We start from the raw sequence: 12,836 nt of genomic DNA on the forward strand, positions 1-12,836 counted from the left end.
CATCCCCCGAACGGGGTAAAGAACTCTACTCTGAGTATCAGTTCACGCAGCGCACGCCGTCCGCGGAGATGGGGGCAGGGGGCGGGGCGGGCTGCTGGCGGGCGCCGTCCAGTGCGAGCAGCGGGGTGCCGGTGAAGCCCTGCGAGCCGGGACCGGAGTAGTCCGCGCCGAGGAACACGCGGACGCGGCCGGCGGGGAGGTCGCCGTCCTCCTCGGTGTCGATGCCGCCCAGGACCTGCTGGACGGCCTTGCCGGCCGCCTCGCCGCCCTGGGGGTAGCGGACGACGGACGTGGCCAGCGCGGCGGCGTTGCCGGTCTGGCCGCCGACGAAGCCCTTCGTGACGAGGGACTGCAGGACCGTGGCCGCGAGGCCGGGCTGGCCGGAGGCGTTGCGGACGTCGACCGTGACGGTGGCGTTGTCGAAGGTCGGGTCGGGGACGTCGGCGGCGTCCGGGGTCTTGCCGAGGTTCTTCACGAACTTGCGGACCTCGTTCTCCTTCACCTCGACCGCGCTGCCGTCCTCGGGGGTCTGCAGGTCGGGGTTGCCGGTCGGGATGGTCTGGAACGTCATGTTCCCGCCGGTCATGTCCTTCATCTGCAACGCGAACCTCGTGATGTCCCAGCCGTCGTCGAGCACGATCGCGCCGGACACGGCCTTGATCATGTCGTTGCGCTTGGTGCTGTCGGCCAGGACGCCCGCGGAGAGCATCTTCTTCGCCAGACCGGCCATGAACACCTGCTGGCGGACGACGCGGTCGAGGTCGCCCATGGGCAGGCCGTGGCGCTGGCGGACGAACGCCAGCGCGTTCTTGCCCTCGATGGTCTGCGGGCCTGCCTTGAAGTTCGCGCCGGAGAAGCTGTCGCGGACGTTCGAGTTCAGGCACACGTCGATGCCGCCGATGGCCTTGGTGATCTCGTAGAAGCCGACCAGGTTGACCTCGGCGTAGTGGTCGATCTTCACGTCGGTCAGGTTCTGGATGGTCTCGATGAGGTTGTTCGCGCCGGCCTTGCGCGACTCCATCTCGACCTCGGGGCCGCTCTTGCCGCTGCCCTTGAGCTTCTCGGCGGCCTGGTTCTTGGCGTAGCCGTAGGCGGAGTTGATCTTGTGGCGGCCAAAGCCGCCCGCGATCTTCACGTAGGAGTCGCGCGGGAACGACACCGCGAAGGCCTTGCCGCTGTCGTTCGGGATGTGCAGCAGGATCAGCGTGTCGGTGTTGAACCCGCCGTCGTCGCTGCCGCCCGCCTGCAGCTCGTTCAGGACGTTCTGCGGCAGCGGGTTGCCCTTGGAGTCGGTGCGGCTGTCCATGCCGACGAGCAGGATGTCGATCGCGCCGTCGGCGGGCTTCTCCCCGGCGTCGGCGAGGTTCAGGTCCTGCTTGGTGAGGCCGTCGGTCAACGAGGTGAGGTTCTGCCACGCGATGCCGGTGACCAGCAGGACCGTCGCCGACAGCATGCTGATGAAGATCCTGGCGCCGGTCGACGCACCGCGCTGGGCCGCGCTCGGGCGGCGGGCGGCGGCGGGACGCGGGCGCTGGGCAGGGCGCTGCGGCGGCTTGGCGGCGGGCGCGGCGGTCTTCGCCGGGGTCGTGCGGACGGTGGGGCGGTCGGCCACCGGACGCGGGCGCGGGCCGGACGACGAGGCGCGGGCGGGCACACGGCGCGGCTCCGCGCGGCCCGCTGGCTCGCCGCGGCTGTCCGACGTGCCGCGACGGGGTGGTTCCACGCGCCTGGGCGGCTCCCGGCGCGGCGGTTCCTGGCGCTTCGGCTGGTCCGACCGGCGCGGGTCCCTGCGGGGCGGCTCCGAGCCGCGCGGCGGGTCCTGAGGACGGCGGGGCTGCCCCGACGGCGGACGCGGGGTGGCGCTGGGTCGCCGAGGAGACCCGTTCGGCTCTCCTGGCCGCGGCGGCCGGTTGTCCACACCCACTCCTCTCGGCACGTGCGGGTACCCCAAGTAGACGTGGTGACTCCCCACTTGGTTGTGCGTAGCGTGACACAGTGGGGAAGACCACCCGATCCAGGCCCCGTGACCAGGGGTTTTGTCCGCTTCGTAGACTGGCCGCCGTGTTGACGATGCAGGACGCGCTGCTCGCGCTGACCAAGTACTGGACCGAACGGGGCTGCCTCGTCGTGCAGCCCTTCAACACCGAGGTCGGAGCCGGGACGCTGAACCCGGCGACCGTGCTCCGGGTGCTCGGTCCCGAGCCGTGGCGCGTCGCGTACGTGGAGCCGTCCGTGCGGCCCGACGACGCCCGTTACGGCGAGAACCCGAACCGGCTGCAGACCCACACCCAGTTCCAGGTGATCCTCAAGCCCGACCCCGGCAACCCGCAGGAGCTCTACCTGGGCTCGCTGGAGGCGCTGGGCATCGACGTGCGGGCCCACGACGTGCGGTTCGTCGAGGACAACTGGGCCTCGCCCGCACTGGGCGCGTGGGGCCTGGGCTGGGAGGTCTGGCTCGACGGCCTGGAGATCACCCAGTTCACCTACTTCCAGCAGGCCGGCGGCATGACGCTGGACCCGGTGTCGGTGGAGATCACCTACGGCATCGAGCGGATCATGATGGCGCTGCAGGGCGTCGACCACTTCAAGAAGATCGCCTACGCGCCCGGCATCTCCTACGGCGAGGCGTTCGGCCAGTCCGAGTACGAGATGTCGCGGTACTACCTCGACGACGCGGACGTGGAGGCGAACAAGCGCCTCTTCGAGGAGTTCGCGGCCGAGGCGCGCCGGATGCTCGACGCCCGCCTGCCCGTCCCGGCGCACAGCTTCGTGCTGAAGTGCTCGCACATCTTCAACGTGCTCGACGCGCGCGGTTCGATCTCCACGACCGAGCGCGCGCGTGCGTTCGGCCGGATGCGCGGGCTGGCCCGCGAGGTCGCCGCGCTGTGGGCGGAGCGGCGCGAGGAGCTCGGCCACCCGCTGGGCCTCGCCGAGACCCTGGCCCCCGCCGCCGCGCCGACGTCGTTCGCCGACGTGACCGAGCCGGCGACGCTGCTGTTCGAGATCGGCACGGAGGAGCTGCCGCCGGCCGAGGTGCTGCGGACCGTGGACGCGGTGCGCGCCGGTGTGACGGCGAAGCTCGGTGCGACCCGCCTGACGCACGGCGAGGTGACCGTGCACGGCACGCCGCGCCGGATCGTCGTGCTGGTGCCCGAGGTGTCGCCGCGGGAGCCGGACGCCGAGCGCACGGTGCGCGGCCCGCGGGTCTCCGCCGCGTTCGACGCCGACGGCAACCCGACGAAGGCCGTGCAGGGCTTCGCCCGCGGCCAGGGCGTCGACGTCGCCGCGCTGGGCCGGGTCGAGGAGAACGGCGTCGAGTTCGTGGCGCTCACCAGGACCGATGCCGGCCGCGGTGCCGTCGAGGTGCTCAGCGGGCTGCTCGGTGAGGTCGTCTCCGACCTGCGCGCCGAGAAGAACATGAAGTGGAACGACCCGAAGCTGTCGTTCACCCGCCCGATCCGCTGGCTGCTCGCGCTGCTCGGCACCACGCCGGTGCCGGTCGCGGTGTCGGCGCTGGCCTCCGGCACGGTCACCCGCGTGCACCGCACGGCCGACGCGCCGGTGGTCGAGGTGTCCGCCGCGGACGGTTACCCGGAGTTCCTGTCCTCGCACGGCATCCAGGTCGACGCGCAGGCCCGCGCCGAGGCCATCGTGGCCGCCGCGCAGGAGCTCGCCGCGTCCGCCGGCGGGGTCGCGGAGGTCGACGGCCTGCTGGACGAGGTGACGAACCTGGTCGAGTGGCCGACGCCGATCCTCGGCTCGTTCGAGGAGCGGTACCTGGAGCTGCCCGGCCAGATCCTCACCACGGTCATGCGCAAGCACCAGCGGTACCTGCCGGTCCGCACCGCCGACGGCGCGCTGCTGCCGCACTTCGTGGCCGTGGCGAACGGGTCGGTGGACGCCGACCTGGTCCGCGCGGGCAACGAGGCCGTGCTGCGCGCCCGGTACGAGGACGCGGCGTTCTTCTGGCGCGCCGACCTCAAGACGCCGCTGGAGGAGATGAAGGCGGGGCTGGCGAAGCTCACGTTCGCGGACAAGCTCGGCTCGATGGCCGACCGCGCCGGCCGCATCGCCGCACTGGCCGGCCGGTTCGCCGGTGTGGTCGAGGTCGACCGCGAGACGCTGGACCGCGCGGGGCAGCTCGCGAAGTTCGACCTCGGCTCGCAGATGGTGATCGAGCTGTCGTCGCTCGCCGGTGTGATGGCGAAGGAGTACGCGGTGCGGGCGGGGGAGACCCCCGAGGTCGCGCAGGCGTTGTGGGAGATGGAGCTGCCGCGGTCGGCCGGTGACGCGCTGCCGTCGTCGGTGCCGGGTGCGCTGCTGTCGCTCGCTGACCGGTTCGACCTGCTCGCGGGCCTCTTCGGCATCGGGGCGCAGCCGACCGGCTCGTCCGACCCGTTCGGGCTCCGGCGGGCGGCGCTGGGCGCGGTGAGCGTGCTGCGCGCGTTCCCCGACCTGCGCGCGATCACGCTGACGAAGGCGTTGTCGCTCGCCGCGGAAGGGCTCGAGGTGCCGGCCGAGGCGCTGGAGACGGCACGGGAGTTCGCCGTCCGCCGCTACGAGCAGGCGCTGCTCGACGCGGGCCACGAGCACCGGTTCGTGCAGGCGGTGCTGCCGCTGGCCGACTCGCCGGTCCTCGCCGACGAGACGCTCGCGCAGCTGGAGTCGCTGGCGGGCGACGAGTCCTTCGACGCACTCGCGGCCGCGTTGCAGCGGGTGCGCCGGATCGTGCCCGCGGACGTGGCGCCGTCCTACGACGCCGCGGTGCTGGCCGAGCCGGCGGAAGTGGCGCTGCACAAGGCGTTCGACGGTGTGACCAAGGACGTCGCCGGGCTCGCGGCGTTCGTGGCGGCGGCCGGGGAGCTGACCGGGCCGATCAACACGTTCTTCGACGAGGTGCTCGTGATGGCCGAGGACGCGGACGTGAAGGCGGCCCGCCTGGGGCTGCTGGCGTCCATCCGCGACTTCGCGGCGCCGGTGCTCGACTGGACCCAGCTCTAGGAAGTGGCGTCTGCAAGTACCACCGACATGAAGTCGGTGGTACTTGCAGACGCCCGCTCAGCAGGACGGGGTGGGGGTGCCGGGGTGCAGCGTCACGCTGCGGACCCGGCCCACCGCCCCGTTCTGCTTCTGCGGCAACGGGCACACCCGCACGACCGGCGGCTCGGCGCCGACCCGGTTGCCGTCGTTGTCGAACATGATCGGCCCGCCCGCTCCCAGCACCGCGGTCTCCGGTGAGGAGACGAAGCTGATCTGGGTGTTCACCTGGCTGCGCTGCACCGGTTTGGTCACCGGCAGCTTGTTGACGGCCTCCTCGACCACGGACACGGCGTCGTAGCCGTTGACCGCCCAGCCCGCGTCGGTGTGCGCCACGTCGAACCCGATCCGGGTGAACTGGCGCTCGAAGTCGGCGAACCCGGTGTTGCCGGGGACCTGCTTGTCCGCCCCACCGACCAGGGTGGCCACCAGGCGCAGCTTGCCGGAGGTGAAGGAGGGCGAGGACAACGCCTGCACGCGCAGGTCCTCCAGCCGCGGGTCGAGCTCGGCCGCCCGCACCCGCTGCCCGTCCGACGTGCTCACCACCGTGATCGAGCTCGCAGAGCAGTGGCCCTGCGAGAACTCCTGGTCGAGGCTGTGCAGGAACATCGCCAGGTCGCGGCCGCGGGCGATGTAGCCGACCGTCACGTCCTTGGTCACGTTGCAGACCCGCCTGGCGGTCTGCGACACCGTGCTCGCCTCGTCCGGGTCGAACTTGACCTCGGTGATGTTGCCGCCGAACTGCTTGTGCATCAACGGCAACGCGGTGCAGGTGTAGGGGTCGGTGCCGCCGGTCGGCACCATGATGAAGTCGAGCCGGGTGCCCGGCAGCGCCGCGCCGAGCGAGCGGATCTGCTCGGAGCCGCGGAAGGCCACCCGGTAGTAGTGGTCGCGGCCCACGCCGTTCTGGTAGGTCGTGTCGGGCTCGCAGCCGCTGTAGTCCGTCTCCTGCGCCGTGGAACCGCTCTGGTCGAACCCCTCCGCCGTGACCAGGTCCGAGACCATCGGGATCTTCTCCGCCGCCAGCAGGTCGGCGATCTCCGCCGAGTGCTGGTGGCTCAGCCCGATCCCGGCCACGGCGACGACCTCGGGGTGGTCGGCGAGTCGGCGCGCGACCTGCACGGCCTCCTGCTCCGGCCCGTACGCGCCGATGTTGCCGACCAGCAGCCGCACCGGGTGCAGGCAGCCGGTGCCGTTCGCGCGGGCCTGCCCGGCCGCCATGCCCTCCAGCTCGTGCACGGCTCGCGCACCGGCGTACTGGTCGGTCATCGTGAGCAGCACGCCGACCGTCACCGGGGTGCCGCTGGGGTCGCAGACCTCGGCCGCCGCGGCGTTCTGCTTCTCGATCACCTTCAGCACGTTCGTGAACGCGTCGAGCCCGAAGGCGTAGGGCCCCTGGCTCAGCCCGACGCACTCGCCGCCGGCCGACCACACGTCCGCGCTGGGCAACCAGCCGTCCTTGCAGGACAACCGCTTCCACAGCCACGGACCGCCGGTGACGCCCCCGGCCACGAGCGCGACGACCGCGAGCACGGCGACCGGGCGCAGCCAGTCGGTCCACTTCGCGGGGTGCCGCAGCGCTCGCGGTCTGGGCCAGATCCCGAGGTAGAAGCGTTCGGTGAACGTCACCGGTGGTTCCTCCCGAACCGTTCGTAGCGCTGTGCGCGCCTGAGCAGCAGCGCCGGGTCCTGCGCGCGGTTGGAGAGCTGCCGCAGGGCTTGTTCCACGTGCACGGCGTAGTCCTGCAGCACGTCGGGGTCCGTGACGCACGGGTCGTGGTCGAACGCGGGCACGACGCCGAGCAGCCGGTGGACGTGGGCCAGGTCGCTGCCGCGCGCGGCACCGCCGATCGAGTCCGGCGCGGTCTCGCGCGGGTTCACCTCACCGGTGACCAGGTCGAAGAGGTCGAGCCAGGCCTTGGTCGCCATGTCCGCCAACGACTCCAGCAGCTCCGCCGCCACCGCCGCGCGGTCGCCCAGCAGCAGCGTGTGCCGCAGCCGGGGACCCTCGTCACCGGCGTGGTCGCGCAGCTTGCCGACCACCGCGTCCCACGACGCCTCGTCGGTGCCGGGCCGCGCGGCCAGCAGCCGCAGGCCGAGGTAGCGGACGAGCGGTGGCAGCCGCTGCTCACCGGACTCACCCGGTGTCCACAGCGTCGGCGACGAGTACAGCGGCGAGCCCAGCCCGACCGGGTCGGGCAGCAGCGGGGCGAGCGTCTGCGCCTCCAGCTTGGTGAGCGCCGCCGACAACGTGACGAGGGCCTGCACGTGGTGCTTGTTCGCCCTGCCCCCGGCGGAGAACTCGCGCACGAACGGTTCGAGCAGGCCCGTCTCCGCGCCGCGCAGCAGCCTGGCGGGCTCACGGGTGCGGCTCGGTTCGTCGTGGAGCTTGCGCAGCAGCGTGTCGACGGACTTCGGGTGACCGCGGCTCAACCGGTGCACGACCTTGCCCACGGTGCTCGCGGCGAGGTCGTTGGGCCACAGGTGGCTCTTGGCGAGCTGCACGACGTCCTTGCTCGTCAGGTCCTCCGACCGGACCCGCAGCCACACGCGTGCTGAGCGGGCGAGGTCGGCGTCCACATCGGACTCGGCGAGCACCGGTGCCTCCGGCAGCTCGTCCTCGGCCAGTTCCTCGGCCAGCAGCCCGCCGCTCGTGGTCACGACGAGCAGCGGGTCGGGCAGCGCGGGATGGCCGCCGCGGGCGGTGTCCGCGATCGCCCTGCGCACCCGCAGCAGCGCGCGGACGAACGTCGTGGCCACCGCGATGTCGCCGTCGTCGAGCAGCATCAGCACGTTGTGCCGCCGGGTGCTGACCGGCGCGAGGCTGTGCCGCAGATCGGCCAGCAGCGCGGCGACGAGCAGGTCGTCGACGTCGCGGCGCACGTCGGGGTCCCTGCTGCGGGCCTGGGCGCTCAGCCGCAACCGGGCGTGGTCGGCGTTGAGGGAGAGCCGCTGGTCCTGGTGCCCGAACCACTCCAGCGCCGCCCTGCTCCAGCGGAAGCCGGACGCCCGGCGCGAGGTCTCCAGCATGCCGCCGAGGTAGTCGGCGATCCGGTTCACCACCGGCGCCGGGTCCACCGGCAGCTGGATCAGCGAGCCGGCCGTGGCGGCGAGGTCGCGCACCAGGTCGCGCAGGTTGCGGTCGCGGTAGTTGTTCGTCTGCCGGTTGAGCTCTTCGAGCGCGGCCTCCTGGTCGAGGGTGTCGGTGTCGACGCGCATGGCGATCTGCGCGAGCAGGACGCGTTCGAACGACAGGGGGAAGCCGGGGACCTCGGTGCTCAGCCCCAGCAGCACGGCCGCGAGCACCGGCCGCACCGCGCTGTCCCACGCGGTGTCCTCGTCGTCGGCGCTCAGCTCACGCGGCCGCACGAGCACCGTGGGCGTCCGGTCCTGCCACTCCAGCACCGTCTGGTGCAGCAGCGCGGACTTGCCGGAGCCTCCGCAGCCCTCGACGACGAGCACCGGTGTCGCACCTGCCCCCACGGCCCCGACCAGGCCTTGGACGAGTCCGCGCAGCCGGGTGCGCCCTTCGAACACCGTTGGCCTCCTCCGAGGTGCGGGGATCGAAGAACTCTATGCAGCCGTGGAGTTCCTACGGGGGCGAACGACGCAATCTGCCTGCGGTTTCGCCGTGTTGGCCGAATGGATCACCCGTTCGGCCGCGCGGGGGAACGCGCTGCGTCGAAGCGCGGCAGGGGGCCACCCCCCGGTCGCACGGCGAAGGGCGCCCCGATCGGGACGCCCTTCGCCTGCGCGGTCACGAGGTCACCTGATCTCGAAGCTGTCGCCGTAGACCTTCCACTTGAGCGGCGTCTTCAGGTCGAAGTTGCCGGCCTTGAGCCACACGCGCTGCGCGGTCTCGATGCGGGAGACGTCCTCGTGCGCGGCCTCCTGCTTCATCGCCCACACGCGGGCGTCCATGAACGCGTTGAGCCAGGTGGTCTCGTTGCCGCCCTGCGACGGCGGCTTCGCCTTGCCCAGCGCGCGCTTGCGGATGTTGCTGAAGCTGGTCTTGTCGCCACCGTCGCCGTGGACGACGATCGCGTCGTAGTAAGCGAACTGGCCGAGCGCGCGCACTCCGTCGGCCTTGCCCTGTGCCACGGCCGGGTTGAAGTACACGCGGTCGCGTTCGGACTCCTGGGCCGCCTTGAAGGTCGAGTCCTTCGCCGCGGTCTTCCAGTCCCTGGTGAAGTTCGGGTCCAGGCCCGAGTGCGAGTCCGTGCCGTTCACCCTGCGCAGTGCGGGGAGGTACTTCTCCAGCACGTTGCCGGGCTTGCGGGACTTGTAGAGCTCGACCAGGTCGAGCATGTCCCCCGTGCCACTGCAGAAGCCGATGATCCCGGCGGTGTAGCCGCGACCGTCGTCGATGTCCTCGATGTAGCCGAACTGGGCCCTCCAGTCCGTGGAGGAGTTCTCCGCGCTGGACACGATCTGCATCGCGATGTCCTTGAGGCGCGGCTCGTCGAGGTTGGCTGCGGAAGCCGTTGTTGCGGTGGTGGTGATGAGCGCGGCGCACGCCAGAAGCGCGGCCGCGATGCGACCAGAGAGTTTCACGGTTTTCCTCCGGGGCAGGGATGTGTGGGGTCCCGGGCGGCGTGAGGGCAACGGTAAGCGGTCCACACCACTATTGGCAAGAGTCTTTACTAATTCGCGAAACGGACAATCCCCGCAACAGGCCCCGGAAACGGCAAAGGCTCCCGGCCGAAGCCGGGAGCCCCTGTGGTGCAACGGAAATCAGATGAACTGACCGCCGCGGGTCACCGCGCCGTAGGCGTCCACGATGCCGTGACCGTAGAAGCCGTTGAACTTCGCGTCACCCTCGCAGGTGGCGTCGAACTCGGCGGAACGACCGACGTTGACGTACGACACCGTGCGCGGGTTCGGGCACGCACGCTGGATCGCCGTCTTGTACAGCACCTTCTCGACCTTGTCGGGGTCGAGGGTGAGGCCGCCGTTCTTCTTGTCCTTCTTGCCGTACTGGCTCACGACCAGGGCGGCGACACCAGCGGCGTGCGGGGCGGCCATCGAGGTGCCCTGCAGGTACTGGTAGTAGCCGATCCTGTCACCGTCGACGGCCTTCTTGACGCCGGCGTCGAGGCCCTTCTGCGTGATGTTCCCGGCCTCGTCGATGTTGCCCTCGGCGAGGGCGACGTTGCGCGGGTAGGTCGACAGGATCATGTTCTCGTTGGTGCGGTACCACGGCGTGCCGAGGCCGTCGCGGAAGTAGCCGCCGGGAGCCGAGAGCGCGGTCTGCTCCACACCGTAGTTGGAGTAGTCCGCCTTGGCGGTCGACGGGCCGAGCGACGAGACCGAGATGACGTGGTTGCCCTCGGTCGGCAGGTTGAGGCAGGTGGCGTTGTCGATCGGGCGGGGACGGGCGTGACCCGGCGGGTAGTTCGGGCTCGCCGTGTCGGTGCGCGGCTTGCCGAGGTCCTCGTGGTTGTTGCCGCCCGCGCCGATCAGCGTGACGCCCTTGCGGTGCGCGTAGTTCAGGGCGCGCTGCACGGTCGCGATGATCGTGCGCTGCTCCAGCTGCTCCTCCGCCGTGGCGGTGGAGTCGTTGGCGCAGTTCATGTACCACGGGTCGACGTAGAACGACATGTTGATCACGTCGAGGCCGATGTCGGCGCCGTAGGTCAGCGCGTCGACGACCGGCTGCAGGAAGAACGACCCCGCGTCCTGCCCACCGCGGATGTTGACCAGCGACACGCCCGGCGCGACACCGGAGATGCCGAAGCCGTTGGCAGCGGCGCCGATGGTGCCGGCGACGTGCGTGCCGTGGCCGCCGTCGTCCCAGTTGGCCGGGTCGACGCAGCCGCGGAACTCGCACGGGCCGTCGAACTCGCCACCGTCGGCGTCGTTCGGGATGTCGACGGTGAAGTTGCGCGACAGCTCGTTGTTGAAGTTCGGCGCGATGTCCGGGTGCGAACCGTCCACACCGGTGTCGAGGATGCCGACGTACACCCGCTTGTCACCGGCCTGCTTGGCGCGGGCGATGTTCGAGCGGACGAGGTTCAGGCCCCACAGGTCGCCGTCGAGCGGGTCCATGCCCGCGGTCGACTTCGGCGCGGCGGGAGCCTTGTTCGCCGCGGTGGTGGTGTTCTCCTTCTCCACGTTGTCGCGCTTGGCCTTCTCGGCCTTCTTCTGCGCCGGCGCGTGGCCGATCGGCTTCGCGCGTGCGGCGCCGGCGACGTCCTTCGACGCCGAGACCTTCTCCACGAAGCCGTTCGCGGGTGCCTTCACGGTCAGCAGGCCGATCGCCTGGTTGTCCCGCACGACCTCGCCACCCGCCGCGTGCACGGCGTCGATCGCGAAGTCGCGGTTGCCCGGGTCCTGCAGGAGCACCGTGTACTCCGTGTCCTGCTGCTGCCCGGCCGCGGCCGGCGCTGCCCCCGCCGCCGATGTGCCCGCGGCGATCAGCGACACCGTTGCCGCCACCGCCATCACGGTTCTGCGCGTTCTCACCTAGCTGTCTCCTCACACCCGGTCAGGGCTGGATCCAACACAGAAGGTACGGCCCCCGATTGCCGCCCAAGTCCAGCACACTAGGTGCGAAATAGGGCGAACATCAGCGCCTTTCGTACGGAATCGAACTGTAGTCGATCGGCCGCAGAGCGTGATGGCCGAGAAGAAATCTTGACTTAACATCTCGCAAGCGATGAACTCCGCGTTTATGCGAAGACGGGTAATGGCGGCGTCGGCATGCGCGCTCCTCCTTCTCTCCGGTTGCGGCGATGCTGACCAGGGCGGTCTGTCCCTGCCCACGCGCGGCCCCAAACCCGTTGTCGGTGTAATCCTTCCGGACCGAACGTCCTCGACGCGGTGGGAAGAACAAGATCGCCCATTGTTGACGCAGGCGTTCAACTACGCCGACATCGAGCCGTTCATCGAGAACGCGGACGGCAACGAGGCGAAGTTCGCCCAGATCGCCGACGAGATGATCCGGCGCAAGGTGAAGGTACTGGTCATCACGCCGTTGTCGTCGGCCGGTGGCCTCGCCGTGCAGAAGAAGGCGAAAGACGCCGGCATCACGGTCATCGACTACGACCGCGTGACGCTCGGCGGCCTGGCCGAGTACCACGTCGGTTTCGACAGCCGCAACGTCGGCCAGCTCCAGGCGGAGGGGCTGCTCGGCTGCCTCGGTGACCGGCCGGGTGCGCAGATCATCGAGGTCGAGGGCGCGCCCACCGACCACAACGCGACGCTGTTCGCGCAGGGCCACAAGGACCGGCTGGAGGCCAAGTACGCCAGCGGGGCGCTGAAGCTCGTGAAGTCGGCGCCGGTGGACAACTGGGACGCGGTCCTCGGCGGACAGGTGTTCGAGCGGATCCTCACCGAGAACGGCGGCAAGGTCGACGGCGTGGTCGCCGCGAACGACGGCCTCGGCGGCGCGGTCATCGAGGTGCTCAGGAAGAAGGGCCTCGCGGGCAAGGTCCCGGTCACCGGGCAGGACGCCACACTGGACGGTCTGCGGGCCGTGCTGCGCGGCGACCAGTGCGTGACCGTCTACAAGCCGGTGCGCGACGAGGCGGAGGCGGCCGCCCGGCTGGCCATCGCGGTCGCCCGCGGCGACCTGGCCGGTGCCGACGACCTCGCGACGGGCAACCTGCGCGACCCCGTCTCCCGGCGGGACGTGAAGGCCGTGCTGCTGGGCGCCACGCTGATCAAGCGCGACACGGTGCGCACCATGGTGACCCAGGGCGTGATCAAGGCGCAGGAGCTGTGCGCGAGCGAGCTGCAACCGGTGTGCGTGCAGCAGGACATCGTCGGCGGCTGACCCCGGTCGCCCGCCACGACCTC

7 protein-coding genes are annotated in these 12,836 nt (G+C 70.9%); 2 read left to right on the forward strand and 5 right to left on the reverse strand.

What is annotated here, in order from left to right; all coding sequences use genetic code 11:
• Positions 1–37: 37 nt before the first annotated feature.
• A complete protein-coding gene (locus ACZ7CD_RS30570; protein WP_360398252.1) occupies positions 38–1,723 on the reverse strand; it encodes an LCP family protein in 1,686 nt (561 codons plus the stop codon).
• A 347-nt stretch (positions 1,724–2,070) separates the two neighbouring features.
• Here ACZ7CD_RS30570 and ACZ7CD_RS30575 point away from each other — a divergent pair, with 347 nt between their 5' ends.
• The gene (locus tag ACZ7CD_RS30575) at positions 2,071–5,001 is read left to right on the forward strand and encodes a glycine--tRNA ligase (protein WP_470380250.1); all 2,931 of its coding nucleotides are present in this window, start codon (positions 2,071–2,073) and stop codon (positions 4,999–5,001) included.
• A gap of 57 nt (positions 5,002–5,058) precedes the next feature.
• Here the strand turns inward: ACZ7CD_RS30575 and ACZ7CD_RS30580 are convergent, their stop codons facing one another.
• From ACZ7CD_RS30580 to ACZ7CD_RS30595, 4 genes are all read right to left on the reverse strand, one after another.
• Entirely contained in the window at positions 5,059–6,666 is a 1,608-nt protein-coding gene (locus tag ACZ7CD_RS30580; RefSeq protein ID WP_470380236.1) for an ABC transporter substrate-binding protein, read from the reverse strand.
• Complete coding sequence (locus tag ACZ7CD_RS30585) at positions 6,663–8,573, reverse strand: hypothetical protein (RefSeq protein ID WP_470371322.1); 1,911 nt, start codon at positions 8,571–8,573, stop codon at positions 6,663–6,665. Before ACZ7CD_RS30585 ends, ACZ7CD_RS30580 begins: the two co-directional genes overlap by 4 nt.
• Before the next feature lie 228 nt (positions 8,574–8,801).
• Positions 8,802–9,590, reverse strand: coding sequence for a chitosanase (locus tag ACZ7CD_RS30590; protein WP_458434090.1), 789 nt, complete (start codon positions 9,588–9,590; stop codon positions 8,802–8,804).
• 180 nt (positions 9,591–9,770) lie between these two features.
• The gene (locus ACZ7CD_RS30595; protein WP_470380251.1) at positions 9,771–11,480 is read right to left on the reverse strand and encodes a S8 family serine peptidase; all 1,710 of its coding nucleotides are present in this window, start codon (positions 11,478–11,480) and stop codon (positions 9,771–9,773) included.
• A 244-nt stretch (positions 11,481–11,724) separates the two neighbouring features.
• Between ACZ7CD_RS30595 and ACZ7CD_RS30600 the strand changes: the two genes are divergently transcribed.
• Positions 11,725–12,813 carry a sugar ABC transporter substrate-binding protein gene (locus tag ACZ7CD_RS30600; RefSeq protein ID WP_360400601.1) on the forward strand — a complete coding sequence of 363 codons (1,089 nt, stop codon included), beginning with the start codon at positions 11,725–11,727 and terminating at the stop codon, positions 12,811–12,813.
• The last annotated feature ends 23 nt before the right edge of the window (positions 12,814–12,836 follow it).

This window comes from Lentzea sp. NPDC036949 (assembly GCF_055608075.1).